At 73.4% G+C, this 24963-nt stretch carries 24 protein-coding genes; 17 read left to right on the forward strand and 7 right to left on the reverse strand.

Annotated elements, in window-relative coordinates:
• Positions 1-134: 134 nt before the first annotated feature.
• The gene (locus ACFVGO_RS16540; protein ID WP_359898563.1) at positions 135-917 is read right to left on the reverse strand and encodes an IclR family transcriptional regulator; all 783 of its coding nucleotides are present in this window, start codon (positions 915-917) and stop codon (positions 135-137) included.
• Positions 918-1362: 445 nt separating this feature from the next.
• Between ACFVGO_RS16540 and ACFVGO_RS16545 the strand changes: the two genes are divergently transcribed.
• From ACFVGO_RS16545 to ACFVGO_RS16570, 6 genes are all read left to right on the forward strand, one after another.
• Positions 1363-2436 carry an ABC transporter substrate-binding protein gene (locus ACFVGO_RS16545; protein WP_380357894.1) on the forward strand — a complete coding sequence of 358 codons (1074 nt, stop codon included), beginning with the start codon at positions 1363-1365 and terminating at the stop codon, positions 2434-2436.
• A gap of 72 nt (positions 2437-2508) precedes the next feature.
• Positions 2509-3537 (forward strand): NrtA/SsuA/CpmA family ABC transporter substrate-binding protein, encoded by a 1029-nt coding sequence (locus ACFVGO_RS16550; RefSeq protein ID WP_380632330.1) that lies wholly within the window; start codon positions 2509-2511, stop codon positions 3535-3537.
• On the forward strand, positions 3534-4400 hold the full coding sequence (locus tag ACFVGO_RS16555) for an ABC transporter permease (protein ID WP_380632332.1): 867 nt from the start codon (positions 3534-3536) through the stop codon (positions 4398-4400). The genes ACFVGO_RS16550 and ACFVGO_RS16555 overlap by 4 nt, the downstream gene beginning before the upstream one ends.
• A complete protein-coding gene (locus ACFVGO_RS16560; protein WP_380632334.1) occupies positions 4397-5227 on the forward strand; it encodes an ABC transporter ATP-binding protein in 831 nt (276 codons plus the stop codon). Before ACFVGO_RS16555 ends, ACFVGO_RS16560 begins: the two co-directional genes overlap by 4 nt.
• A gap of 127 nt (positions 5228-5354) precedes the next feature.
• The gene (locus tag ACFVGO_RS16565; RefSeq protein ID WP_380632336.1) at positions 5355-6260 is read left to right on the forward strand and encodes an ABC transporter substrate-binding protein; all 906 of its coding nucleotides are present in this window, start codon (positions 5355-5357) and stop codon (positions 6258-6260) included.
• A 3-nt stretch (positions 6261-6263) separates the two neighbouring features.
• Entirely contained in the window at positions 6264-7352 is a 1089-nt protein-coding gene (locus ACFVGO_RS16570; RefSeq protein WP_359898557.1) for an LLM class flavin-dependent oxidoreductase, read from the forward strand.
• Between the two features lie 167 nt (positions 7353-7519).
• Here ACFVGO_RS16570 and ACFVGO_RS16575 read toward each other — a convergent pair whose 3' ends face one another.
• On the reverse strand, positions 7520-8512 hold the full coding sequence (locus ACFVGO_RS16575; protein ID WP_380632338.1) for an aldo/keto reductase: 993 nt from the start codon (positions 8510-8512) through the stop codon (positions 7520-7522).
• Between the two features lie 458 nt (positions 8513-8970).
• Here ACFVGO_RS16575 and ACFVGO_RS16580 point away from each other — a divergent pair, with 458 nt between their 5' ends.
• The 6 genes from ACFVGO_RS16580 (at position 8971) to ACFVGO_RS16605 (ending at position 13691) form a co-directional block, all read left to right on the forward strand.
• Positions 8971-9990 carry an LLM class flavin-dependent oxidoreductase gene (locus ACFVGO_RS16580; RefSeq protein ID WP_380632340.1) on the forward strand — a complete coding sequence of 340 codons (1020 nt, stop codon included), beginning with the start codon at positions 8971-8973 and terminating at the stop codon, positions 9988-9990.
• Between the two features lie 357 nt (positions 9991-10347).
• Entirely contained in the window at positions 10348-10914 is a 567-nt protein-coding gene (locus tag ACFVGO_RS16585; RefSeq protein WP_359898554.1) for a TetR/AcrR family transcriptional regulator, read from the forward strand.
• 71 nt (positions 10915-10985) lie between these two features.
• On the forward strand, positions 10986-11636 hold the full coding sequence (locus ACFVGO_RS16590) for a DUF4865 family protein (protein ID WP_359898553.1): 651 nt from the start codon (positions 10986-10988) through the stop codon (positions 11634-11636).
• Between the two features lie 17 nt (positions 11637-11653).
• The gene (locus ACFVGO_RS16595) at positions 11654-12157 is read left to right on the forward strand and encodes a carboxymuconolactone decarboxylase family protein (protein WP_380632343.1); all 504 of its coding nucleotides are present in this window, start codon (positions 11654-11656) and stop codon (positions 12155-12157) included.
• Entirely contained in the window at positions 12154-13098 is a 945-nt protein-coding gene (locus ACFVGO_RS16600) for a phosphotriesterase (RefSeq protein ID WP_359898551.1), read from the forward strand. Before ACFVGO_RS16595 ends, ACFVGO_RS16600 begins: the two co-directional genes overlap by 4 nt.
• 101 nt (positions 13099-13199) lie before the next feature.
• Positions 13200-13691, forward strand: a complete 492-nt coding sequence (locus ACFVGO_RS16605) for a GNAT family N-acetyltransferase (RefSeq protein WP_380632345.1) — start codon at positions 13200-13202, stop codon at positions 13689-13691.
• A gap of 184 nt (positions 13692-13875) precedes the next feature.
• On the opposite strand, the gene ACFVGO_RS16610 is transcribed toward ACFVGO_RS16605, so the two are convergent.
• Positions 13876-14640, reverse strand: a complete 765-nt coding sequence (locus tag ACFVGO_RS16610; protein ID WP_380632347.1) for an SDR family NAD(P)-dependent oxidoreductase — start codon at positions 14638-14640, stop codon at positions 13876-13878.
• 137 nt (positions 14641-14777) lie between these two features.
• Here ACFVGO_RS16610 and ACFVGO_RS16615 point away from each other — a divergent pair, with 137 nt between their 5' ends.
• On the forward strand, positions 14778-15398 hold the full coding sequence (locus ACFVGO_RS16615) for a TetR family transcriptional regulator (RefSeq protein ID WP_380357915.1): 621 nt from the start codon (positions 14778-14780) through the stop codon (positions 15396-15398).
• 278 nt (positions 15399-15676) lie between these two features.
• Positions 15677-16819 carry an alpha/beta hydrolase-fold protein gene (locus tag ACFVGO_RS16620; RefSeq protein ID WP_359898548.1) on the forward strand — a complete coding sequence of 381 codons (1143 nt, stop codon included), beginning with the start codon at positions 15677-15679 and terminating at the stop codon, positions 16817-16819.
• Between the two features lie 158 nt (positions 16820-16977).
• Here the strand turns inward: ACFVGO_RS16620 and ACFVGO_RS16625 are convergent, their stop codons facing one another.
• From ACFVGO_RS16625 to ACFVGO_RS16635, 3 genes are all read right to left on the reverse strand, one after another.
• Positions 16978-17307: a MoaF N-terminal domain-containing protein gene (locus ACFVGO_RS16625; RefSeq protein WP_359898547.1), complete on the reverse strand. Its 330-nt coding sequence runs from the start codon at positions 17305-17307 to the stop codon at positions 16978-16980.
• Between the two features lie 636 nt (positions 17308-17943).
• Positions 17944-18591: a hypothetical protein gene (locus ACFVGO_RS16630; RefSeq protein ID WP_380632350.1), complete on the reverse strand. Its 648-nt coding sequence runs from the start codon at positions 18589-18591 to the stop codon at positions 17944-17946.
• A 447-nt stretch (positions 18592-19038) separates the two neighbouring features.
• Positions 19039-19836, reverse strand: coding sequence for an IclR family transcriptional regulator (locus tag ACFVGO_RS16635; RefSeq protein WP_359898544.1), 798 nt, complete (start codon positions 19834-19836; stop codon positions 19039-19041).
• 204 nt (positions 19837-20040) lie between these two features.
• Between ACFVGO_RS16635 and aceB the strand changes: the two genes are divergently transcribed.
• Together aceB and ACFVGO_RS16645 are read left to right on the forward strand one after the other, a co-directional pair.
• Positions 20041-21693, forward strand: a complete 1653-nt coding sequence (aceB, locus tag ACFVGO_RS16640) for a malate synthase A (protein ID WP_380632353.1) — start codon at positions 20041-20043, stop codon at positions 21691-21693.
• 144 nt (positions 21694-21837) lie between these two features.
• A complete protein-coding gene (locus tag ACFVGO_RS16645; protein WP_359898542.1) occupies positions 21838-22239 on the forward strand; it encodes a gamma-glutamylcyclotransferase in 402 nt (133 codons plus the stop codon).
• A gap of 106 nt (positions 22240-22345) precedes the next feature.
• On the opposite strand, the gene ACFVGO_RS16650 is transcribed toward ACFVGO_RS16645, so the two are convergent.
• Positions 22346-23386 (reverse strand): helix-turn-helix domain-containing protein, encoded by a 1041-nt coding sequence (locus ACFVGO_RS16650; RefSeq protein ID WP_380632355.1) that lies wholly within the window; start codon positions 23384-23386, stop codon positions 22346-22348.
• A 55-nt stretch (positions 23387-23441) separates the two neighbouring features.
• Between ACFVGO_RS16650 and ACFVGO_RS16655 the strand changes: the two genes are divergently transcribed.
• Positions 23442-24689 (forward strand): MFS transporter, encoded by a 1248-nt coding sequence (locus ACFVGO_RS16655; protein ID WP_359898540.1) that lies wholly within the window; start codon positions 23442-23444, stop codon positions 24687-24689.
• Positions 24690-24963: the final 274 nt, after the last annotated feature.

Raw genomic sequence — 24963 nt, forward strand, 5'->3', positions numbered from 1 at the left:
TGGGGGGGGGACGTTGCTTCGTTCCCTGTGGGGTCCCATACCTTGGGCGGCTACCATTTTTGGTCCCGGGCGGTGGACCTTTCGTCCAGGACGTGGACGGGCGGCCCGCCGCTTCCTCGTGTCCCGGTGGGCCCTCAGGAACGCTGATCCGGCGGCAGCAGCAGGACGGCGAGCGCGTCGGCGCAGCCGCGGGCGTGACCGAGGAACCAGTCCAGCCGGTCATCGGTGAGGTGCGCGGGCGTCGAGCGGACCGCGAGGGCGAACCGCGCCTGCCCGGCGCCGTCCAGGACGGGCACGGCGACCGTCCGCACCCCGGCGGCCGACTCGCCGTCGTTGAGCGCGTACCCGGCCGCTCGGACCTTCGCCAACTCGTCGTCCAGGAGCGCTGGTTCGGTGATCGTGCGGTCGGTGAAGGAGGGCAGCGGTCCCAGTGCCGCCGGCGCCGTCTCGCCCGGGCGGGGCCAGGCCAGCAGGATCTTGCCGAGGGCCGTGGAGTGCAGTGGCCGGCGCAGGCCCAGCCCGGTGTCCGGGCGGACGGAACCGCCGACCAGGATCACGGCGTGGGTGCCGCTGCGGATCGCCAGGTCGGCGGTCGCCTTGGTGCGCCGGGAGAGCAGGTCCAGCTCGGGCCCGGCCAGGTGCAGCCCGCGCTGGTGGAAGGTGAGTTGGCCGAGTTCGGCGACGGCGGGACCGAGCCGGTAGCGGGCGGTCTGTTCGTCCTGCTCCAGGAATCCGGCGCTGACCAGCGTGCGGGCCAGCCGGTGCGCCGTGGAGACCGACAGGCCCATCCGGCGGGCCAGGTCCGAGGCGCTCAGGTCGGGGCCGTTGTCGTGGAAGCAGTGCAGCAGCCCGAGCGCGCGCTGGACGGCCTGCGCACCGGCCGGCGGACTCTGGACGGCGGTGGCGGCCTCGGCCATGGCACCTCGCGTTTCGGTTCGGAACTCCGGACGGACGGCCGGAGGCGGTCTCAGCGTAGGGCAGCCAGTGCTGCGGAAATGTGTCGACGACGTTGCAATGGAATGGCGTTGATGAACAACTGATCCCACGATGTGGCAAAAGCTTGCTTCGGGCTCGTCTGCCGTGGAACGCTCCTCGCATCGCGTCGAACGGCCACTCGGCCTCGGCGGTGACCGTCCCGATTCCACGGAAGGAGAAGCGCCGTGACGTCCCACCGGTGTCTCCCCTCCCGTGCGTGTTGTCGCTGAACGACCCCTCCCGCGCCGCCCGACCCTCCCGCACCGCCTGCCGTCCTGCATCGTGGCGCACAACTTCTTTGCGCACCAGGCCTCATGGGCCTCCGTGCGGTCATCGATCCCGAGCTCCTCCGGCCGTCGTCGGAGCCCCCGTAGAGGACCAACTCCGTTGTCCAGTCGTACCCAGAACGCCTCCCCGCTTCCCGACACCCTCTGGTTCACCCGCTGCCCGGTGCCCACCGCGACCGGGATCGCCGCCGATCAGGGTTGGCTCGCCCGCGAGTTCGCCGCCGACGGCATCGCGGTCCGCTCGCTGCAGGACGCACCGCCCGAGGTGGCCGCGGACCACCACTACACCCACGCGCTGACCGGTCTGTTCCGGGAGGGCGGAAACGTCCCCGCGCTGTGGGCCCGTTCGCGCGGCGAGGCGACCAGGCTGATCGGCCTCACCTGGATCGAGGAGCGCCAGGTGGTGCTCGTCCGGGCCGGCAGCGGCATCACCGAACCCGGGCAACTGCGTGGACTGCGACTGGCGGTGCCACATCATGACATCGGCATCGACTTCTGGCGGGCGATGGCGCTGGCCGGCCTCCGGGGCGCCCTCGGGCTCGCGGGCCTCACCCTGGCGGACGCCGAGCTGGTGGACGTCCCCGGTTCCGAGGGCGCCGGGCAGTGGTCCGCCGAGCTGGCCGCGCTGCGGGACGGCACGGTGGACGCGGTGTACGTGAAGGGGGCGCTCGCCGTCGAGGCGGCCCGCCGGGTCGGTGCGGAGGTGGCCGTGGAACTGGACGCGGCGCCGGACCGCCGGGCCCGGGTCAACAACGGCACGCCCCGGCCGATCACCGTCCACCAGCGGCTGCTGGACGAACACCCCGAGCTGGTGGCCCGGTTCCTCGCCGTACTGCTGGAGGCCGCCGACTGGGCGGCGGAGCGTCCGGAGGAGGTGGTCCGGATCCTGCGGGCCGAGACCGGTGCCGGTGCCGAGGGCGTCGCCGGAGCCTATGCACCGGGCAGCCACCGGACCCTGCGGCTCGACCTGTCGGCGGAGCGGCTGGAGCTGCTCGCGCTGCAGGAACGATTCCTCAGGGAGCAGGGCTTCCTTGCCGCGCCGGTGGACGTCCAGGCCTGGGCCGACCCGGAGCCGCTGCGCGCAGCGCGCGAGCTGCTGCGGGTGCGGCGTGCGGGTGAGGCGGCGGGCGCGGGTTCCGGTGCCGGCGGCGTTCGGATCACAGACTTCAGGTAACAGCGTTCAGCTAACAGATTTCGAAAGTTGTCAGCTGTCGGCTGTCATCTGTCACCCCCCTTGGAGACCCCCGTGAAGACCCCTCGTCCCGCCCTCGCCGCCACCGCTCTGCTCGCCTCCGCCGCCCTCGCCGCCTGCGGCTCCGCCGCCGACGGGGCCAAGGCCTCCGCCGACGGCGGGGCCGGCGGTAAGGCCGACGTGGTGCTCCGCCTGCCCGATCCCGGCAACAACGGCTTCCTGGCCCGCGGCAAGAAGGACGGTTCACTGGACCGCACCCTGGCCGCGGTCCACGCCAAGGTCGCCTGGACCGGCAGCGCCGGCCCCTTCGCCCCCGCCGCCCAGGCCCTCTCCGCCGACCAACTGGACATCGCCCAGGGCTCGATCACCTCGGCCGTCGCCGCGCTCGCCCAGAAGCCCGGCTTCAAGCTGTTCGCCCAGACCGCGCCCGACGGCGTCGGCGAGGGGATCCTGGTGAAGAACGACTCGCCCGTCAAGTCCGTCCAGGACCTGGTCGGCAGGAAGGTCGCCGTCTCCCAGGGCGGCACCAGCGAGTACCTGCTGCTCAAGGCACTGGCGAAGAACGGCGTCCCGGCCGACAAGGTGGAGCGGGTCTACCTGCGCGCCGACCAGACCTCCGGCGTGTTCAACTCAGGCCAGGTGGACGCCTGGGCGACCTGGAACACCTTCTCGACACCCGCCATCGCCAACGCCGGTGCGCACTTCCTGGTCAACGGCCAGGAGGTGGGCTCCGACAACTACGCGGTCTGGGCGGTGCGCAACGGCTTCGCCGACAAGCACCCCGAGGTGGTGAAGGCCTTCTACGCCTACCTGCGGGAGAACGGCGCCAAGGAGAAGGCCGACCCGGCCGGCTACCTCAACGTGTTCACCGACGCCGGCCCGACCGCCGTCACCCCCGCCGAGAAGGACGTCGCGGTGAACGTCGGCAAGCAGGGCACCCCGGCCGACGCCATCTCCGACGCCGACACCGCCCGCTTCGGGACGGTCGCCCAGTTCTTCGCCGACCAGAAGGTCACCAAGCAGCTGGTGGACGTCAAGCCGTACCTGATCGACATCAACAAGCTCGGGGACGGTGCCAAGTGACCACCGCCACCCGGCCGTTCACGCCGGAAGACACCCGGGCCGCACTGGACTCCGTCCTGGTCGCCCCGCAGAGCCGGCGGCACCGGCCCCGCCCCCGGGCACTCGCCGTGACCCTGCGCACCATCGGTCCGCTCGCCCTGCTCGGCGGCTGGGCACTCGCCTCCGCCACCGGTGCGCTCACCCAGGACGTGCTCGCCTCGCCCGCCCAGGTCGCGCAGGCGGTGGGGGAGTTGTGGGGCAACGGCCAGCTGACCGACGCCCTGTCGGTCTCCCTCACCCGCGCCGGACTCGGACTGTTCTTCGGCGCGACCACCGGACTGGTGCTCGGCGTGGTCACCGGATTCACCCGCCTCGGCGAGGAGTTGCTCGACTCCGCGATCCAGGTTCTGCGCACCGTGCCCTTCCTGGCCCTCGTCCCGCTGTTCATGGTGTGGTTCGGCATCACGGAGACCGCGAAGGTCGCCCTGATCGGAGTCGCCACCAGCTTCCCGATGTACGTGTCCGCCTCGGGTGGGGTCCGCAGCACCGACCGCAAGCTGGTCGAGGCGATGCGCAGCTTCGGCCTCGGACGCTGGGCGATCGTGCGCACGGTCGTGCTGCCCGGCGCCCTGCCCTCGCTGCTGTCCGGACTGCGCCTGTCGATGACGCTCAGCGTGATCGCCCTGATCGCCGCCGAGGAGATCAACTCCACCGAAGGCATCGGCTACTTGATGGCCCAGGCGCAGAACTACTCGCGCACCGACGTCCTCGCCGTCTGCATCCTGATCTACGGGCTGCTCGGCCTCGCCGCGGACGGTGTCGTCCGGGTCCTGGAGCGCGTGCTGATGCCGTGGCGCCAGATCGTCCAGGGAGTGACCCGATGACCGCCGACACGTTCACCACCGCCACGTCCTCGTCCTCCGCGCCGGCCTCTCTGTCGGTCCCCTCGGTCTCCTCCACCTCCTCCGCCTCCTCCGCCTCCTCCGCCTCCTCCGCCTCCTCGGCCTCCGAGGAGACGGTCCCGGCCGTCCACCTGCGCGGTCTGCGCCGGGTGTTCGGCACCCGTGCGGTGCTCGACGGGGTCGACCTCTCCATCGCCCGTGGGGAGTTCGTCGCCCTGCTGGGTGCGAGCGGCACCGGCAAGACCACGCTGCTGCGCATCCTCGGGGCGCTCGACCAGGCGGACGGGGGTACCGTGCTCGTCCCGCCGGTCCGTACCGTGGTGTTCCAGGAGCCCCGCCTGGTGCCGTCCAAGCGGGTGCTGGCGAACGTCACGGTCGGCCTGCCGCGCGGCGCCGCGACCCGGGAGACCGGGCTGAAGGCGCTCGCCGAGGTCGGCCTGGAGCGGCACGCCGAGGCCTGGCCGGCCACCCTGTCGGGAGGTGAGGCGCAGCGCGTCGCACTCGCCCGGGCGCTCGTCCGGGAGCCGCAACTCCTGCTGCTCGACGAACCGTTCGCCGCCCTGGACGCGCTCACCCGGCTGCGCATGCAGGACCTCGTCGGCGACCTGGTGCGCCGCCACCGCCCGGCGGTACTGCTGGTCACCCACGACGTGGACGAAGCCGTACGGCTCGCCGACCGGGTCGTGGTACTGCGCGACGGCCTGCTCGCCCGGGACGAAGCCGTCACCGTCGAGAGCCCGCGCGACCCGGCCGATCCCGCCTTCGCCGACCTGCGGCGCCGGCTGCTCGCCGACCTCGGCGTCCACTGACGCCCGCGATCCACCACTGTCCACCGCAGTTCCCCGCGGTTTCCCGCGAACCCCCGCTATCCTCCCGATTTCCCCCGATTCACCCTGACTTCCGACCAACCGAGCCCGCACCACCGGAGTTGACCAGATGACCGTCACCCTCGGCGTCCACGCCAGCAACCCGTCGCTCTACTACCTCGCCCGACTCCCCTACCTGGACGAGGAGCTGGCCCCGCACGGCGAGACCGGCGCCTTCCACCACTACGCGGACGGCACCCGCACCGGCGCGCTGCTCGCCGAGGGCGTCATCGACTTCGGCGGCACCGGTTCCACCCCGCCGATCACCGCGCAGGCGGCCGGCCACGACCTGGTCTACGCGGCCGTCTCCGCACCCCGCCCCGACCACGGCGCCCTCCTGGTGCTGGACTCCGGCCCGGTGCGGACGGTCGCGGACCTCAAGGGTGCCACCGTCGTCCTCGCCGTCGGCTCCTGGCAGACCCACCTGCTCGCCAAGGCCCTGTACGCGCAGGGACTGTCGTACGGCGACGACGTCACCCCGGAGCGCCCGGCGGCCGGCCAGGACCAGGCCCGGCGGCTGCGCGACGGCGAGATCGCCGGCTGGATCGCCCAGGGCGCCGAACTCGCCGCAGCCCGCCGCACCGGGGGGTTCCGCGAGCTGATCCGCACCGGTGACGTCATCACCGACCGTTCGGTGTTCTTCACCCGCCGGGACTTCGCGACCGGCCGCCCCGAGGTGGTCGCCGCGATCGCGACCGCCCTGCGCCGGGCGGACGCCTGGGCGGCCGCCAATCCGGCCGAGGCCGCCGCGATCGCCGCCGAGGAACTGGGCGGCACGGCCGCCGACTGGCAGTCCGCGCTGGTCGCGCTGCCCTGGCGGCTGGAGCCCGCCACCGCCGGGTTCGTCGCCGAACAGCAGGAGGCCGCGGACATCTTCCACGGTGCGGGCTTCATCGACCGGGCACTGACCGTCGCCGACGCCCACCTCCCCGCCCTGGAGGCCCCGGTGGCCGCCGCGCTCGCGAAGGCGGTCTGACCCGTGGCCTCCGAAGTCCTCTGGTACATCATTCCGCGCGAGGGGCACTACCCCTGGGAGCCGGCCGGCCGCCGTCCGGTGGACCTCCGCTACCTCCAGCAACTGGCGGGCAGCGTCGAGCGACTGGGCTACACCGGCGCGCTGCTCGCGACCGACCTGTACGACGTCTGGACGCTCGGCAGCGCGCTCGCGGCCGCCACCACCCCGGCCTTCAAGCCGCTGCTGGCCGTCCACCCGGGGCTGGTCTCACCCACCCTGCTGGCCAAGATGGCACTCAGCTTCGACCACCTGCACGGCGGCCGGCTGCGCTTCAACGTGGTGAACGGCTCGACCGCGCAGCTGCGCGAGTACGGCCTGGACGTCGAGCACGACGACCGCTACCGGCTCAGCGGCGAGTACTGGTCGATCGTCAAGCGCCTCACGGCGGGTGAAGTCTTCGACCACAAGGGCGAGTTCTACGAACTGAAGAACGCGGGCGCGAGCCTGCGCGAGCTGACCCCGGCGCAGCCCGGCGGCATCCCGCTCTGGTTCGGCGGCAGTTCGGCGGCCGGCATCGAGATGGCCGCCGAGCACGTGGACGTCTACCTGACCTGGGGAGAGCCGCCGCACCTGCTCAAGGAGAAGCTGGACCTGGTCCGCGAGCGGGCCGCCGCCCACGGCCGGTCGGTGCGGATCGGGCTGCGGCTGCACCTGATCGTCCGCGACACCGAGGACGAGGCCTGGGCTGCCGCCGACCGGCTGCTGGACGTCACCGGTGAGGCCACCTACGCGCGCCAGCTGGGTGGCGCGAAGGCGGAGGACGGGGTCGGCTGGCAGCGGCAGTTCCGCCAGCACGGCGGGAAGGTGCCGGCGCGGGCCCGGGAGCTGGAGGCCTACCCCAACCTCTGGCCGGGAATGAGCCTGTTCCGCCCCGGGCCCGGTACGGCGGTGGTCGGCTCGACCGCCCAGGTGATCGAGCGCCTGCAGGAGTTCGAGGCGCTGGGTGTCGACACCTTCATCCTCTCGGGCAACCCGCTGCTGGAGGAGGCCCATCGGGTTGCAGAAACGGTTCTGCCCGCTCTGGGCATCAAGCGGCCGCACGCCGGTGGCTGACTGGTGACAGCTGACAAGTGACGGATAACAGATGACGGATGACAGCTGACAGATTTCGAAATCTGTCAGCTGTCATCCGTCGATCGTCGGCTGTCGGCTGTCGGCGTCAGTCGTAGCCATCAGCCGCAGCGATCAGCCTCGGCCGCCGGCCGGCGCCTCCGCCCCGCTCAGCGGCTCAGCCGGTCGATCTCCGCCAGCTCCTCGGCCGTCAGCGGCCCGCCCGCCAGTGCGTCGAGGTTCTGGTCCAGCTGGGCGACGCTGCTCGCACCGATGATCACCGAGACCACCCGCGGGTCCCGCAGCACCCAGCACAGCGCCAGCTGCGCCAGCGTCTGCCCGCGCCGCTCGGCGACCGCGGCCAGCGCCCGCAGCTGCTCCAGCTTCCGCTCGGTCAGGGCCTCCTCGGTGAGGAACTTCCCGACCGACATCCGCGAGCCCGCCGGAACCGCCCCGGACAGGTAGCGGTCGGTCAGCAGCCCCTGGGCCAGCGGCGAGTAGGCGATGAGGCTGCTCTGGGTGTCGCCCACCGCGTCCAGCACGCCGCCGTCCTCCACGTGCCGGTTGAGGATCGAGTACGCCGACTGGTTCATCAGCACCGGCGTCCCCAGCCCGCGCAGGATCGCCACCGCCTCCCGGTGCTGCTCCGCCGGGTAGTTGGAGATCGCCGCGTACAGCGCCCTGCCCGAGCGCACCGCGCTGTCGAGCGCGCCCATCGTCTCCTCGATCGGGGTGTCCGGGTCGTACCGGTGCGAGTAGAAGACGTCGACGTAGTCCAGCCCCATCCGGTCCAGCGACTGGTCGAGGCTGGCCAGCAGGTACTTGCGGCTGCCGCCGTTGCCGTACGGGCCGGGCCACATGTCCCAGCCGGCCTTGGTGGCGATGAACAGCTCGTCCCGGTACGGCCGGAAGTCCTGGGCGAACAGGTAGCCGAAGTTGCGCTCGGCGCTGCCGTACGGCGGGCCGTAGTTGTTCGCCAGGTCGAAGTGCGTGACGCCCCGGTCGAAGGCCCGGCGCAGCACCGCCCGCTGCACGTCCAGCGGCTGGGCGTCACCGAAGTTGTGCCAGAGCCCCAGCGAGACGGCGGGCAGCTGGACGCCGCTGCGGCCGGCCTTCCGATAGGTCATCGAGTCATAGCGGTCATCCGCGGCGAGGTAGCTCATGCCGGACATCCTGCCAGTCCGTCGCGGCGGATCAAGCCTTGCCCCGTTCCGGGCCGGTGCCTATGCTCGCGGAGGATCGCGTGCGTGCGAGGCGAGGGGGAGGCGAGATGGCAGTCCGGACCGTGACCGTGACCGTGACCGCCGCCGCAGCCCGCTGTTGTTGTCGCCGCCACCGCAGCACCGACCGCTGACGCCACCCGCGAGCCCCGCCGCCCGAGCGGCCCACCGCCCGCCCCGTCGGCCGTTCCGCCGGTGCCGCCCGTAGGAGCGCGGCGCCGGACCGCGCACCGGCTCCCCGCGCTCCGCTCTCCGTGCGGCTCACCGAATCCCGGGACGCTCCGGCCCGCCGGTCCCGTCCCGGTCCTGCTCGGCTCGTTCCCATGCTCAGCCCGTACCCGTACCCGTACCCGGCCCCGGCCATGGCCCCGGCCCGACCCCGAGCGCCCAAGGAGACCGCCGTGCGGTTCACCGTCTCGTCCCTCGTCGCCAACGCCCCCGACCCGGTCACCGGCGTCCGGCGCACCCCGCAGCAGAAGCTGCACAACGTCATCGACCAGGCCCTCCTCGCCGAGCAGCTCGGCTACGACGGCTACGGAGTGGGGGAGCGGCACGGTGAGCCGTTCCTCTCCCCGGCGCCGCCCCTGCTGCTGAGCGCCATCGCCGCCCGCACCTCCACCATCCGGCTGTTCACCACGGTGACGGTGCTCAGCGTCCTCGACCCGGTCCGGGTCGCCGAGGACTACGCGATGCTCGACCAACTCTCCGGGGGTCGGTTGGAGTTGATCGTCGGCAAGGGCAACGACCCGCGCCATTTCGGACTGTTCGGCCTCCCCGAGGAGCGCCAGTGGGAGGCGCTCGCGGAGAACTACGGCCTGCTGCGAAGGCTCTGGCGCGAGGAGAAGGTGACCTGGGAGGGCTCGACCCGCCCGCCGCTCACGGACGCCACGGTCTGGCCGCGCCCGCTCCAGGACCCGATCCCGGTGTGGCACGGCAGCGCGACCAGCACGCGGTCCACCGACCTCGCGGCCCGCCACGGCGACCCGCTCTTCTCCGCCAACTCCTTCCATCCGCTGGAGAAGTACCGGACGCTGGTCGAGCACTACCGCGAGCGCTGGGAGCACTACGGGCACGACCCGGCGCGGGCCCGGGTGGGCGCGAGCTTCGGCGGACTGTTCGTCGCCGAGCGCTCGCAGGACGCCGTCGAGGGCTTCCGCCCGTACTGGAACGCACTGTTCGACTCGGCCGCGGGCCGGCACAACAACTCGCCGTTCACCTCGCTGGAGGACGCGCTGGAGCGCGGCTCGGCGCTGGTCGGCAGTCCGCAGCAGGTGATCGAGAAGATCCACCGCTACCACGAGGCCTTCGGCAACGAGGTGGTCGGCATCGGGGTCGACGCCCTCACCGAGGGGGCGCAGCGCGAGCAGTTGGAGCTGTTCGCGAGCGCGGTGGCGCCGGAGATCCGTCGGGCGCTGCCGTAGCGGTCCACGCCCGCCGCGCGCTGCCACGGCAGCCCGGATCTCCCGCCCGCCCGCGCAATGCGCCGTGCACCCCCTACGCGGCGTGACGCCGGCAACCGTGCGTGACGTGACGCGCGCCACCAGGTGCGCCGGAATGCCGTTCGGCGGGGCGGGGGATGACGAACGGTCGAGGGGCCGTGGCCGCCGGGGGGCGGCGCACGGCCCTCAACCGTTCCGCCCGGCGGGGGTCCCGGGGAGCCGCCCGCGCACCCAAGGGTCGGAGCCGGAGCCGGAGCCCCGAGCGCGAGCCCGGGTCGGGTCGGGTCGGTCGGAGTCCGCACTGGCCTTCTGTACCTACTGGTATGTACAGTGTTCCGCATGAGCACCCAGGACCGCCTCATCGAGAGCACCCAGGCCCTCCTCTGGGAGCGCGGCTACGTCGGCACCAGCCCCAAGGCCATCCAGCAGCGCTCCGGCGTCGGCCAGGGCAGCATGTACCACCACTTCGCCGGCAAGCCCGACCTCGCGGCCGCCGCCCTGCGCCGCAGCGCCGAGCAGATGCGCGGCGTCGCCGAGGCCGACCTCGCCGCCCCCGGCAGCGCATACGACCGGATCGCCGCCTACCTGCAGCGCGACCGCGACGTCCTGCGCGGCTGCCGGATCGGCCGGATGGCCCAGGACCCGGACGTGGTCGCCGACCCGCTCCTGCGCGCGCCCGTCGAGGAGACCTTCGACTGGCTGCGCGGCCGGATCGCCGGACTGATCGCCGACGGCCAGGCGGGCGGCGAGTTCGCCCCCGGCCTCGACCCGGCCGACACCGCCGCCGCCGTGGTCGCCGTCGTCCAGGGCGGCTACGTCCTGGCCCGTGCCGCCGACAGCGCCGAGCCGTTCGACCGGGCCGTTCGTGGCGCCCTCGGCCTGCTCGCGGCACACCGCACGGCCTGACCCGCCAAGCCCGCCCGGCCGGTAGTCCGCCTGCCTGCCTGCCGGACCCGTCGAACCCGAGGAGCCCAGCCGTGCACGCGATGCAGTACGAGATCACCCTGCCCGCCGACTACGACATGGGCGTCATCCGCAAGCGCGTCGCCGACAAGGGCCGCCTGCTCGACGCGCACCCGGGCCTCGGCCTCAAGGCCTACCTGGTCCGCGAGCGCGGCCGACAGGGCTCGCCCGTCAACCAGTACGCGCCGTTCTACCTCTGGCGCACCGTCGAAGGCATGAACGGTTTCCTCTGGGGGCCGGGATTCCGCGGCCTGAGCGCCGACTTCGGCCGCCCCGCCGTCCGGCACTGGCTGGGCGCGGGCCTGACCCACGGCGCGCCAGGAACCTCGGCGGCCTCGGCATCGGCCTCGGAGGCAGCGTCGCCAACGGAGGCGGCGTCGTCACCGGAGGGGGCGGCCGGGCCGCCGACCACCGCCACCCGCGAGACCGTACGGCTGCCGGAATCCGCCGACCCGGCCGAGGCCGTCGAGCGGGCGCTCGCCGACCTGCCCACGCACCCGGCCCTGCACACCGCCGCCGTGGCCGTCGACCCGAGCCGCTGGGAGCTGCTCCGCTTCGCCCTCTGGCACGGCCCGGCCCCCGAGGACGAGCCCGGCGTCCGTTACCAGGTGCTGCACCTGTCCCGCCCCGAACTCGACCGGCTGCCGGCCGGCCGCCACTGGTGAAAGGACCCACCGCCCCGATGTCCCCCGCGACCGTTCCCACCGGCACCGACCTCACCCCGGCCCCGACCGACCGCACGGCCGGTTACGCCCTGCTCGCCGAACTCGCGGGTCCCGGCGCCGCCACCACGCTCGGGGGCCTGGACGCCCTCGCCCCCGGCTTCCCCGACTGGATCGTCACCAGCCTCTTCGGCGGTACTTACCAGCGTCCCGGACTCGCCCTGCGCGACCGCCAGATCGCGAACCTGGCCGCGCTCACCGCACTCGGCGGCGTCGAGCCGCAGCTGGCCGACCACGTCCGCTACAGCCGACGGATCGGCCTGACGGAGGCGGAGATCACCGAGGTCATCGTCCACCTCGCGCCGTACGTCGGTCTCCCCAGGGCGCTGGCCGGCCTGCGCGTGGCCACCGCCGCCTTCGCCGACGCCGCGGCCAGGGCCGAGGCCAAGGCCGGGACCGGAACCGGCACCGAGGCCGCGGCGGAGACCGTCGCCGGGAGCGCCACCCCGGAGGCCGACGCATGAGCCGCACCGTCCGCACCGTCCTCGGCGACCTGGACCCCGCCGACCTCGGGGTCACCGACTCCCACGACCACCTCTTCATCCGCAGCCCGCTGCTCCCCGGCCAGGAGCTGGACGATCCGGCCGCCGCCGAGGACGTCCTGCGGACCTACGCCGCCGCCGGTGGCCGTGCCCTCGTCCAGTGGACCCCGCTCGGCCTGGGCCGGGGCGCGGACTCCCTCGCCGCGCTCTCCCGCGCCACCGGCGTCCACGTCGTCGCCGCCACCGGCGCGCACCAGGCGGTCCACTACGCGCCGGGCTTCTTCCCGGACGTCGACGGCGATCCGGCCGAGCGCCCCGGCGCGTACGCCGACCTCGCAGAACGCTTCGTCGCCGAACTCACCACCGGTCTGCCCGGCGCGCCCGAGGGCGTCCGGGCCGGGCTGATCAAGGTCGCGGGCGATCCGGGGCCCGTGAGCCGGCACACCCGGTGGACGATGGCCGCGGCGGCCGAGGCCCACCACGCCACCGGCGCCCCGATCGCCGTCCACCTCGAAGCCGACGGCGCTCCGCTCCGGGTCCTGAACCTGCTGCACGACCGGCACGGGGTCCGGCCCGACCGGATCGTCCTCGGTCACCTCACCCGGCTCCCCGACCGCGCGCTGCACCGTGCCCTGGCCGCCGAGGGGGTCCGGCTCGCCCTGGACAGCCCCTCCCGGTCCGGCCGGTCCGGCGACCACCAGGCCTTCGACGTCATCGCCGACCTGGTCGAGGCGGGCCACGCCGACCAGCTGCTGCTCGGCGCCGACACCACCACCAGGACCGCCCGCGCGGCCGCCGGCCCGGTCGGTCTGCTCGCCGACCTCGCCCCGCGCCTCGCCCGCAGCTACGGCCCGGAACTGCCCGAGTTGCTCCTCGTCACCAACCCGGCCGCCGCCTTCGCCGCCGACTGGCGCACGCCGTAGGCGGGGCCCTCGTCGCCCGCGGGTCCCATCGGCCGCGGCTGCGGCTGCCGGAGCGGGCATTCGGCAGACGGCCGCCGGGCGGGTCTTCTACGGTGCCGGGCATGGTGATGCCGACGCTCCGAACCCTCACGACCGCCGACTGGCCGCTCTGGCGGGACCTCCGTCTCGCGGCCCTGACCGGCGCGCCGGACGCCTTCAAGGCCGGCCTGGCCGACTGGGACCAGGGCGGTGAGGACCGCTGGCACGACCGGCTCCGTCTCCCGGACGCCCTCCACGTCGCGGCCCTCCTGGACGACGACCCGGTCGGCCTGGTCGGCGGACTGCCCGGATCACCGGACGGCGTACGGGAGTTGCGCTCGCTCTGGGTCGCCCCGCGGGCCCGCGGCCGGGGCGTCGCGGACCGTCTCGTCGAGGAGGTCGAGCGCTGGGCCCGAGCCACCGGCGGCACCACGCTGCGCCTCGCCGTGCTCCCCGGCAACCGGGCGGCGCTCGCCCTCTACCGCCGCCACGGCTTCACCCCGCTCGCGGAACCCGGGGACCTGCTCGCCGACGGGGTCGGCCGCGAACTCCTCCTGGCGAAGCCTCTGCGGTGACCGTCGCCGCACCCGGCTCGGTACCGGGGCCGCGACCGGCCCGGCCTTTCGAGGTCGACGGGACGGCCTCGGGACCGCGGGAAGGCGGGAAGGCGGGGCCTGTGCCGCACGGGGGACGGCACAGGCCCCGCCTTCCCGAGGTCGAGCGGTCTGGCAGGTCGGCGGGTCGGCGGGTCGACCGGCGTCACATGTGGGTGCCGCCGTCGATGCGGAGCTCGGTGCCGGTGACGAAGGCGCCGTCGTCGGAGGCGAGCATGGCGATCACACCGGCCACCGTCTCCGGGCCGGCGAAGCCCTGGCCGAGCGCGGGGGAGAGCTTGGCCAGCAGGCCGAGGTCGGCGTCGGCGGGCAGGCCCGGGTTGTGGGTCATGCCGCTGTCGATGCTGCCCGGTGCGACGCAGACCGCGCGCAGGCCCTGCTTCGAGTACTCCGAGGCGATGGCGTGGGTGAAGGACTGGATGCCGCCCTTGGTCGCGGCGTACGCGGCCATGTAGGGGTGGGCGAAGCTCGCGGAGGTGGAGCTGAAGTTGACCACCACGCCCTTGCCGCCGGCGAGCAGCGTGGGGAGCGCCTCGCGGGTCATCAGGAAGGTGCCGGTCAGGTTCACCGCGAGGAGCCTGTTCCAGAACTCCAGGCTGGTCTCGTGGGTGTGCGAGGAGCGGAGGATGCCGGCCGCGTTGACCAGCACGTCCAGGCCGCCCAGGCCGGCGATCGCCTCGGCCACGCCCGCGACGACGGCCGCCTCGTCCGCGATGTCCAGCACCTGGACGGTGAGGCGGTCCGCGGTTCCCTCGGCGGTGGCGCGGTCCAGGGTCTTCTTCAGGCCGTCCTCGTTGACGTCGACGGCGACGACCTTCCCGCCCTCGGCGAGGATCCGGTGCACGGTGGCCTGGCCGATGCCCGAGCCGCCGCCGGTGATCAGGACGTACCGTCCGCTGAAGCGCTCCATGGTGGTACTCCGTTCGTTCGTGGTCTCTCGACCTCAATAGGCACGTTACGCCTAGATGGCACGTTGTGCCAACAAGTCCATTCGTGCCGATCCGTCGTGACGTGCCGCCTTGGCATCCGCCCGCGTAGGCTGACCCCGTGACCGGACGCCCGACCCTGACCCAGCGCCGCCGTGAGGCCACCCGGCTGGAGATCGCCCGTACCGCCGCCGCGCTCTTCGCCGAGCGGGGCACGGACGCGACCACCGCCGAGGAGATCGCCCTCGCCGCGGGCATCTCGCTGCGCACCTTCTACCGGTACTTCTCGGTCAAGGAGGACGCCGTCGCTCCGCTGCTCGCGGCGGGCGGGCAGGAGTGGGTGGAGCTCTTCACGGCCAGCCCCGCGGACCTGCCGCTGCGCGAGGCGCTGGAGCGTGCGGCGGTCGCGTCGCTGACCCCGGCCGACGAGGCGCGGGTCGAGATGATGCAGTGGGCCCGCGGTCTGCTGCGCGACCCCAAGCTGAACGCCACCTGGCAGCGCGTCCACGCCGACTCGGAGGAGCGGCTGCGGGCCGCCCTCGCCGAGCGCTGCCCGGACGGCACCGACCCGCTGGAGATCCGGTTGGCGGCCGCCGCCGCGACCGCGGCGATCCGGGTGGCCCTGGAGCAGTGGGCCGCCTCCGAGGCGCCCCTCGCCGGTCCGGGCTCCCCGCAGGACCTCGGCGCTCGCTGCATGCGCGAGCTCACGGAGGGGCTGCGGCTGTGGGGGCGGGTCGGCTGAGCCCGGGGCCGGCCGTCGACCGGCCGGTGGCGGCCGACAGCGGACAGTGGGCAGTCGACAGTCGACAGTCGACAGATTTCAGATGACAACTTTCGAAATCTGTTATCTGAAAGTTGTCATCCGTTCGCCCGGCTCCCCGTAACCTCCCAGCCGCGGTCGGCTTTCTCCCAGCTGGCGTTAGGGTTGATCCTCGCGCCCCGGCAGGGGGAACCGGGGTGACCTCCTCGGATGTCCCCAGCGGAGGGGACTGGAGTTCGAGGCGTGGGAGCAAGCAGGACATGGGTCTGACGAGCCACAAGGTGCTGGCGCTGACCGCACTGATCGCGGTCGTGATGATGGTCGGCACGGTCTGGCTGTGGCCCAGACTCGCGAAGAAGACCTGGCGGGCGGTGCTCGGCCGGATCGGCGCACTGCTCGCCACCCAGCTCACGGTGCTCGCCGCGCTCGGCCTGGTCGCCAACAACTACTTCGCCTTCTACAGCAGTTGGGACGACCTGCTGGGCATCGGCGACACCGGCCCGGTGGTCATCCACAACAAGGCGGACGCCTCCGGCCGGCTGATGGTGGAGACGATGGGCCAGGCCGCGGTCAAGGGCGGCGGCGCGATGGGCCGCGAGCCCGCCCAGTCCGGCGAGATCCGCAAGATCAGGATCGACGGCGCGGTCAGCCGGCTGTCCACCGAGGGCTACGTCTACCTGCCGCCGCAGTACTTCCAGCCGGAGTACGCCCAGAAGCAGTTCCCGGCCGTGATCGTCAGCACCGGATTCCCAGGAATCGCCGAGAATCTGATCACCCGCTTCAACTACCCGGGTGCGGCGCTCAAGCTGCTGCAGGAAGGGCGGATGCAGCCGACCGTCATGGTCCTGGTGCGCCCATCGCCCGCGCTGCCCCAGGACACCGAGTGCGAGGACGTCCCGAACGGCCCGCAGTCCGACACCTACTTCACCAAGGACGTGCCCTCGGCGATCCAGGCCAGCTACCGGGTCTCCTCCGACCCGCAGGCCTGGGCCTTCATGGGCAACTCGACCGGCGGCTACTGCGCGCTCAAGCTGGCCATGCGTCACCCGGACGTCTTTCCGACCGCCGTCGCCCTCTCCGCCTACTACGACGCGGCCGACGACCCCACCACGGGCGACCTCTTCGGCGGCAGCAAGCAGCGCCGCGACGAGGCCAACCTGATGTGGCGGCTGAAGAACCTGCCGCAGCCGAAGGTGTCCGTGCTGCTGGCCGGCACCAAGAAGGGCGACGGCAGCTACCGGCAGGAGACCGAGGCCTTCGTCGACGCGGTGCAGAGTCCGATGAAGGTCTCGTACAGCATGCTGGAGAACGGCGGCCACAACTTCGAGACCTGGAGCGCCCTGCTGCCCTCCTCGCTGGAGTGGCTGTCCCAGCACCTCAAGGTGCCGAACCAGACCGTATGAAGCGACCCGGCCGTACCTGACCGGCCGTACCTGAACGCCTGAACGACCGAACCCCCGGAGCCGCGGCCCCGGGGGTTCGATCGTTCAGGTCGGCCAGGTTGTTCGGGTCGGCCGGGCCGTTCAGGAACCGTACGGCTCCCGCCCGGCGGTCCCGCCGCTCAGGCCACCCGCTCCAGCGTCCCGGTGTGCAGCTGGCCGACCCGGCCGCCCTCGCCCTCGAAGGTCCAGAAGGCCCGCACGGTCAGCTTGCCGAGGTCCATCACGTGGCTGACGGTGATCCCGCTCTGCTCCGTCCAGCTGATGAAGTAGATCTCCGGCGCGACCTCGGCGACGTGCAGCCGCACGTCCTCCCACTGGCCCGCGGACTCGCCGAGGCCCTCCCAGCGCAGCCGCGTGCCGTCGGCCGAGTAGGTGTTGCGGAAGGCCGCGCCGTTGTCGACCCGGAAGAGGTAGGTGCGGCCGGCGAAGGCGGGCAGGGGCGCGGTCATGGTGGGGCGGGTCCTCGTCTCTGTCAGGTCGTGGCGAGCGTCCGGTCGGGCTCGCCGCTCTTGTGCACGGCGGATGATGTCAGGCTTCCAATTTATCCGACCGGGCGCACTCGGTCAGGCACTCGCCACGGTACGGTCCGCCACGGCGCGGCCGCGCGTGTGCGGCCGGGGCCGGGCCCGGTTCGGGGGCTCCCCGGTCGACGTGGCGGCTCCCGGCGCCGGAGACTGATCAACTCGACTGCCAAACAGGGTCGTTGATCGACACCACGGTGAGCTGCGCCCTCGCGGACCCCGCCGCCGGGACGTCCACTCCGGCCCCGGCCCCGACGACGAGCCCGACCACCACCCGAGCACCCCGGCGCTGTCCTCCCCGGTCGTCGAAGAGGCGCTGATCTGGTCGGACGAGTTCAACGGCGCGATCAGCTGGGGCCGGCGCAACGCGAAGTACTGCACCGACGAGACCGCCGTCGCGAAGGACCGGCGGGTGGCCATCGGGACCGATCGCGGCGCCAACTCGTAGGACCGGGTCCATCCCTCAGGCCAAGCCATCCCTCAGGCCAAGCCATCCCTCCGGACCTGGCCACCGCCGGGACGGTTCCGCCGGCCGGACCGGCCTCGCCGGCGGAACCGCGCGACTCAGGAACCGGCAGCCGCCTCGACCACCCTGATGTCGAACGGCTGCCGGTTGTTGCCGTCGTTCCGGTCGTCCGCGCTGCGCACCGTGACCGAGCCGCCGCTCAGTCTGCCCACCGGCAGTTCCGGGTCGAGCCGGACCGGGATGAGGGCGGTCGCGCTGCGCGCCTCCCGCAGTCCGGCCCCGAAGACGCACCGCACGACGCGGCCGTGGCCTGTCACCCGGCAGTCGGACGGGAAGTACGGGCCCTCCGGGCTCACGCCCTCCGGCAGGGTGATCACGACCGTGAACGGGGAGGCGGTGGTGTCCGGGCCCCCGTTGCCGACGAAGGCGTGGATGGTGGTGGTGCCGCCGGGCGTGGCCGGGTCCGGGTCGATCCGGACCACCTCCAGGTCGGAGTCGGACGTTCGGGCGGCGGCGGGTGCGGGCAGCGTGGAGGCTCCGGCCGCCTCCGAGCCGGTGCCGGTTCCGGTACCGGAAGCGGCCGTCCCGGCCCCGGGCTTGGCCGGTGCCGGCAGGGTGGAGGCGCCGGTCGTCACCGGCGCAGGCAGGATGGACGCCTCGGGCGCGCCCGTCGCGACGACCTCCACCGCGGGCCGGGGCTCGGGGCGCAGCAGCGCCCAGGACGGGTCGGTGGCCAGTACTGTCACCGCGCACCCCGCCGCCACGGCCGCGACCAGCCCGGCCCCGCCGAACCCCCTGCCTCCCGCGGCACGCCGACCGGCGCCCAACAGGCCGGCACTCCGCAGGCCGCGTCCCCGCAGGCCACGTCCTCCCAGGCGGCGGCCCCGCAGGCCGCCGCCCGCCGCGCCACCGTCCGCCGCGACGTCACCCGCCGCGCCACCGTCCGGCACGTCGCCACCCCGTACCCCACCGCCACCGCCCTGAACGGCGCTCCGCACGTCCCGGTGCTGCTGCTCCATCCCCGCTCACCCTGTCCTCGCGTCCCGGCCGCCCGCGCCGTTGCGGGCCGCGTCGGCACCAGGGTGGCGGAGCCGCCGCCGGAGCCCGGCGGCAACCCGCCCGGTGTCCGCTCGAACGGATGACGCGGCACGCCGCTCCGACCGGGTCGGCCGGCAATGGTGGTTGACGTGCCGTCAGGGTGCGAGGACCTGCCCCAGCCGGGTCGCGATCTGGTGCATCACCGGTACCAGCGAGGCGGCCCCGGCCTGCTCCTCCAGGGCCCGGATGCGGGCCTCCGGTCCGGAGACGGAGAGGGCGGTGGGCGTCGGCGCGCCGGGGACGGCGAGCGCGATGCACCGGACGCCGATCTCCTGCTCCTGGTCGTCGACCACGTAGCCGCGCTCGCGCGCCTCGGCGAGCTGGCGCATCAGCTCCTGCGGGTCGGTGACCGTGTACTCGGTGTGGGCGGGCAGGGGGTTGGGGCCGAGGACGGCGCGGGCCTCGTCCTCGGGCAGCTGGGCGAGCAGCGCCTTGCCGACGCCGGTGCAGTGCGGCTGCACCCGTCGGCCGACCTCGGTGAACATCCGCATCGAGCGGCGCGACTGCACCTGTCCGACGTACACCACCTCGCCGCCCTCCAGCACCGCCAGGTTGGCGGTCTCGCCGGTGGCCTCCATGAGCTCGGCCAGGTACGGGCGGGCCCAGCTGCCGAGCAGCCGGCCGGCGGTTTCGCCCAGGCGGATCAGTCGGGGGCCGAGGGTGTAGCGACGCGCGGTGTCCTGGCGGACATAGCCCTGCTGGACGAGGGTACGAACCAGTCGGTGGATCGTCGGCATCGGGAGGCCGGAACTGGTGGAGAGTTCGCTGAGTGTGGCCACGCCCCCGGAGTCGGCCAGCGCCTCCAGGAGTTGGAAGGCGCGCTCGACGGACTGCACGCCGCCGCTCGCGCGCTCGGTGCCTGTCGTCGATGCTGGGTCGGGGGTCGCAACCACCGGCGTTTCCTTCACTGTCGGGGGGAGGAGTAGAGTCCCGGCGACCTCTTCAACAAACCGTTGAAATTCTGTATCGCGGAAACTAGTCTCCACTTTACAGAATCGAACTCGCCGACAGGCGGGTTCCGATCGAGGAAGTTCCCCGGGGAAGTTCCTACCGGAGCTCCCTTCGCCAGGCTCAACCGTCTTAGGAGTGTCCTGCTCATGGCCGCAGATCAAGGGCCCCTCGGCGCCTCCCCCGCCGCTCCGGTCGTCACTGTCGCCGGTCCGCGCGTCCACCGGGCGGGGGAGGTGCTCACCCCGGAGGCGATCGCCTTCGTCGCCGGGCTCCATCGCGCCTTCGAGGGGCGCCGGCAGGAGCTGCTGGCCGGGCGCAAGGCCCGCCGTTCCGAGATCGCCGCCGCCGGCACGCTGGACTTCCTCCCCGGGACCGCCGGGATCCGGGCCGCGGACTGGAAGGTCGCCGAGGCGCCGCGCGCCCTCCAGGACCGCCGGGTCGAGATCACCGGCCCGACCGACCGCAAGATGGTCGTCAACGCGCTCAACTCCGGGGCGCGGATCTGGCTCGCGGACTTCGAGGACGCCACCTCTCCGACCTGGGAGAACGTGGTCGGCGGCCAGGTCAACCTGATCGACGCCTTCGAGGGCCGGATCGACTTCACCAGCACGGCCGGCAAGGCCTACACCCTCAAGCCCGCCGCCGAGCTCGCCACCGTCGTCGTCCGCCCGCGCGGCTGGCACCTGGACGAGAACCACCTGCTGGTCGACGGCACCCCGGTGGCCGGTGGGTTCGTCGACTTCGGGCTCTACTTCTTCCACAACGCCGCCCGGCTGCTGGCCAGGGGCGCCGAGGACCCCAACTCCGGCCCGTACTTCTACCTGCCGAAGACCGAGAGCCACCTCGAAGCCCGCCTGTGGAACGACGTGTTCACCCACGCCCAGGCCGAACTCGGCATCCCGTACGGCACGATCCGGGCGACCGTGCTGATCGAGACCATCACGGCCGCGTTCGAGATGGACGAGATCCTCTACGAGCTGCGCGACCACGCGGCCGGCCTCAACGCCGGGCGCTGGGACTACCTGTTCTCGATCGTCAAGAACTTCCGCGACGCCGGCGAGCACTACATCCTGCCGGACCGCAACAGCGTCACCATGGCCTCGCCCTTCATGGCCGCCTACACCCGGCTGCTGGTGCAGACCTGCCACCGGCGCGGCGCCCACGCGATCGGGGGCATGGCCGCGTTCATCCCGAGCCGCCGCGACCCGGAGGTCAACGCCTCCGCACTGGAGAAGGTCAAGGCCGACAAGGACCGCGAGGCCGGCAACGGCTTCGACGGCTCCTGGGTCGCCCACCCCGACCTGGTGCCGGTCGCCCGGGCCTCCTTCGACGCGGTGCTCGGCGAGCGGCCCCACCAGAAGGACAACCCCGGCCCGGCCGAGCCGGTGACCGCCGCCCAGCTGCTCGACATCGCCGGCGCCGGCGGCACCTGCACCCGTGCGGGGCTGCACAACGCCGTCCAGGTCGGGATCCGCTACATCGAGGCCTGGCTGCGCGGCCTCGGGGCCGTCGGCATCTTCAACATGATGGAGGACGCCGCCACCGCCGAGATCTCCCGCTCGCAGATCTGGCAGTGGATCCACAACGGGGTCGTGCTGTCCGACACCGGCGAGAAGACCACCGCCGAGCTGGTCCGCACCCTGGTCGCCGCGGAGCTGGCCGAACTCCTCACCGAGCTGGGCGAGGAGGCCTACAATGCCGGCCGCTGGCGCGAGGCCGCCGAGCTCTTCGAACAGGTCGCCCTGGCCGAGGAGTTCGTGGACTTCCTGACCCTCCCCGCGCTGCCCCTGCTGGGCTGATCCCCGCCCACCCGCCGGTGCCACCGCCGCCGTCCGCCGGGACGCGGCACTCCGGCGGTCCACCGCTCCGTTCCGTACGGCGACGAATCCACCTGTCCTCTCGTCGCCGTACGGAACGGTCCGTTCCACGCAAGGAGTTCACCCATGGCGCGCATGTTCTTCAACGGCCAGGCGATGACCGGCGGCCCCTTCCACAGCAAGGTCGCCGACTCGCTGCTCGGGCCGGCCAGGACCGCCCCCGGCTACCGGTTCTTCTCCATCGACCACAGCGGCGGGACGGACGTCTGCCCGGGGCTGCTGGCGGACCCGGAGGCGGGCACCGCGATCGAGGGCGAGCTGTACGACATCCCGCTGGAGCGACTGCGCGACGTCATCCTGCCGGGCGAGCCGCGCGAACTGGAGCTGGGCGTGATCGAGTTGGAGGACGGCTCGGCCTGCCTGTCGATGCTGCTGGCCCGCGGCGAGGTCGAGCGCGGGGTGCACCGCGAGATCACCCACCACGGCGGCTGGCGCGCCTACCTCAGGACGATCGGGCGCGAGGCCTGACGGGCGGACGGCCCGTGCCGGCCGGGATGGATGACGGATGACAGCTGACAACTTTCATCATCTGTCATCTGTCATCCGTTCGCTGAAAGCCGTTCGCCGGAAGCCCTCAGCCCCCCGCCGCGAGGTGCGGGCGCCCCGCCACCATCGCGTCGCCCAGCCGGCTGCGCCGGTACAGCACGCTGCGGCCGAGCCGGTTGCGCTCCAGCAGCCCGGCCGCCGCGAGCGCGCCCAGGTGCCGGCTGACCGCACCCGGGGTGACCCCGAGCCGGTGCGCCAGCTCCGTCGTGCTGGCCGGGGTCTCCAGCAGTGCCAGCAGCCTGGCCCTGGGGGCGCCGATCAGTCCGGCCAGCGGCCCGTCGGCCACCGCCCCGGCCTCGGCGCCGGCGGGCCCCAGGCCCTCGGCCATCGTCGCCTTGCCGCGCGCCGGGTAGCAGACCAGCGGCGGCCCCGCCTGAGTGACATCGGTCTGCGCCCCGAGCCCGAACAGCGTCGGGATCAGCACCAATCCGCGCCCGGCGACCTTCACCGTGGTGCCCACCGCCTTCACCGCCGGGTGCGGGTCGACGAGCCGCAGCACCCCGGCGTGCCAGCTCAGCCTGGCGTCGAGGTCCGCGAACAGTCCGTCCGCCCCGTGCTCCGAGAGCATCCGTCCCCGGTAGGCGATGTCCGCCTCCAGCACGGAGCGGGCGCGCGGCCACCAGGCGGGGACGAGGCAGCGCGTCCAGTACGCGTCCAGCGCCTCGGCCGTCCGGGCGGCCAGCGCCGCCGGGTCGTCGATCAGCCCGGCCAGCACCGGCGGCAGCGGGCTGGGTCTCCCGCCGCCCCGGTAGGCCTCCAGCACGTCGGCCCGCACCACCTCCGGCGGGGTGGCCGCCAGCCGCGCCAACTCGGCCGAGAAGTCCGGACGGGGGCCGAGCGGACGCGGCGTGAGGAAGTCGGGCACGAAGCCGACCGGCGCGATCATCGACTCCAGCAGTGCGGTGTCCAGCGTCTCGTAGCGGTCCTGCCAGCCGGCGATCCACGGCTGCTGCTCCGGGTAGCGCAGGGGCCAGTGGCGGGCGCGCAGGCTCAACACCGCCTCCTGCAGGGCGGAGTAGCCGAACCAGGTGGCGGCGAGGTCGTCGACGCCCAGATGGAACTCGAACATTGACCGTAACGGTAAAAGAGTTCCGCCGCCGGGGGAAGCCCGCTGTCCTACTGCCATGACCTCTGCCGCGGTGCTTCCCTCCGCCGTCCGACGGCTGCTGCCGGCCGACCCCCTGCTGCGCAGGCTCGCCCTGATGAGCCTGGTGAACACCGTCGGCAACGGTCTGTTCGTGACCGTCGGCGTGCTGTTCCTGACCCGCTCCGTCGGCCTGACCCCGGGCCGGATCGCGCTCGGGCTGAGCGCGGCCGGCGTCTGCGGGGTGTTCGCCGGGCTGCCGATGGGCCGGCTCGCCGACCGGGTCGGCAGCAAGCGGCTGCTGATGGTGGTCGGGCCGCTGGAGGCGCTCGCCGTGCTCGGCTACGCGTTCGTGCACTCCTTCGCCGCCTTCGTCGCCCTGGCCTGTGCGGCCACGGTGCTGGAGCGCGGCGCGGCGGCGGTGCGCAGCGCCCTGATCGCCCGGACGCTGCCGGCCGAGAGCCAGGTGCGTTCACGGTCGCTGCTGCGCTCGGTGATGAACGCGGGGCTGGTGGTCGGGTCCGGCGGCGCGGCGCTGGCGCTGCAGTCCGACAGCTACGCCGGGTACGTCACCGTGATGGTCCTGGACGCCGCGAGCTTCCTGGGCGCGACGGCGCTGCTGGCCGGCCTCCCCGTCCGGGACCTGACGGTCGGCCGGGACGGTGACCCGGAGGCCGGCGCGGGGCGGCGGACGGTGCTGCGCGACCGCCGCTACCTGCTGGTCACCGTGCTGCACGCGCTGCTGGAGCTCCAACTACCGGTGCTCACCGTGGGGATCCCGCTGTGGGTCGTGCTCGCGACGGACGCGCCGGCGGCGGTGGTCGCGGCGGTCAGCGTGGTCAACTGCCTGCTGGTGGTGGTGTTCCAGGTCCGGGCGAGCCGGGATGTGGACGGCGTTCCGTCGGCGGCCCGGGCCTGCGCCCGGGGCGGCCTGCTGCTGGCGGGCGGTTGCCTGCTCTACGCGGCGGCGCAGTCGGGCCCGGCCGCGGTCGCCACCGCGGCGATCCTGGTCGGCGCCCTGGTGCACAGCCTCGGCGAGCTGCTCACCTCGGCGGGCGGTTGGACGCTGAGCCTGGACCTGGCCGATCCGCGTTCCCACGGCGAGTACCAGGGCGTGTTCATGAGCGGCCAGGCGGCGGCCCACGTGATCGGCCCGCTGGTGATCAGCCTGACCGTGGTCGACCACGGCGTGGTCGGCTGGGCCGTCCTGGCCGGTGTGTTCGTCCTCGCGGGCGCCGCTCTCCCGGCCGCCGTCCGGCACGCGGAGCAACCGGCCGCCGCCCGCTGACCACGAGCCCTGGTCAACCGGCCCGGGCCCACGGCCCCCGGTCCGCGGCCCCGGTCAACGGCCCCCGGTCCACGGGCCCGGTCGAACGGCCCCCGAACCGCGGCCCCCGATCGTCCGGCCCGCTTCCCACGGGGGTGGGAGCGGGCCGGAGGCACGCCGCGGGGCCAGGGCCCCTCCCGGGGGTCCGGGGCGCGGTTCCTCCCCCCCCTCTTCTTGTTTTGGCTCCGTGGAGGCACTCCCCCTCGGGGTCCCCTCGTCCATGGGGTGGGGCTAA

The organism is Kitasatospora sp. NPDC057738 (genome assembly GCF_042798815.1).
Classification (GTDB): Bacteria; Actinomycetota; Actinomycetes; order Streptomycetales; family Streptomycetaceae; genus Kitasatospora; species Kitasatospora lactacystinica.

Excerpts from the sequence above, each read along its gene's own strand:
- ACFVGO_RS16540 (WP_359898563.1), bottom strand. The coding sequence starts at position 917 with ATGGCCGAGGCCGCCACCGCCGTCCAGAGTCCGCCGGCCGGTGCGCAG.
- ACFVGO_RS16560 (WP_380632334.1), top strand. The coding sequence starts at position 4,397 with ATGACCGCCGACACGTTCACCACCGCCACGTCCTCGTCCTCCGCGCCG.
- ACFVGO_RS16565 (WP_380632336.1), top strand. The coding sequence starts at position 5,355 with ATGACCGTCACCCTCGGCGTCCACGCCAGCAACCCGTCGCTCTACTAC.
- ACFVGO_RS16575 (WP_380632338.1), bottom strand. The coding sequence starts at position 8,512 with ATGAGCTACCTCGCCGCGGATGACCGCTATGACTCGATGACCTATCGG.
- ACFVGO_RS16585 (WP_359898554.1), top strand. The coding sequence starts at position 10,348 with ATGAGCACCCAGGACCGCCTCATCGAGAGCACCCAGGCCCTCCTCTGG.
- ACFVGO_RS16595 (WP_380632343.1), top strand. The coding sequence starts at position 11,654 with ATGTCCCCCGCGACCGTTCCCACCGGCACCGACCTCACCCCGGCCCCG.
- ACFVGO_RS16600 (WP_359898551.1), top strand. The coding sequence starts at position 12,154 with ATGAGCCGCACCGTCCGCACCGTCCTCGGCGACCTGGACCCCGCCGAC.
- ACFVGO_RS16605 (WP_380632345.1), top strand. The coding sequence starts at position 13,200 with ATGGTGATGCCGACGCTCCGAACCCTCACGACCGCCGACTGGCCGCTC.
- ACFVGO_RS16610 (WP_380632347.1), bottom strand. The coding sequence starts at position 14,640 with ATGGAGCGCTTCAGCGGACGGTACGTCCTGATCACCGGCGGCGGCTCG.
- ACFVGO_RS16620 (WP_359898548.1), top strand. The coding sequence starts at position 15,677 with ATGGGTCTGACGAGCCACAAGGTGCTGGCGCTGACCGCACTGATCGCG.
- ACFVGO_RS16625 (WP_359898547.1), bottom strand. The coding sequence starts at position 17,307 with ATGACCGCGCCCCTGCCCGCCTTCGCCGGCCGCACCTACCTCTTCCGG.
- aceB (WP_380632353.1), top strand. The coding sequence starts at position 20,041 with ATGGCCGCAGATCAAGGGCCCCTCGGCGCCTCCCCCGCCGCTCCGGTC.
- ACFVGO_RS16645 (WP_359898542.1), top strand. The coding sequence starts at position 21,838 with ATGGCGCGCATGTTCTTCAACGGCCAGGCGATGACCGGCGGCCCCTTC.
- ACFVGO_RS16650 (WP_380632355.1), bottom strand. The coding sequence starts at position 23,386 with ATGTTCGAGTTCCATCTGGGCGTCGACGACCTCGCCGCCACCTGGTTC.
- ACFVGO_RS16655 (WP_359898540.1), top strand. The coding sequence starts at position 23,442 with ATGACCTCTGCCGCGGTGCTTCCCTCCGCCGTCCGACGGCTGCTGCCG.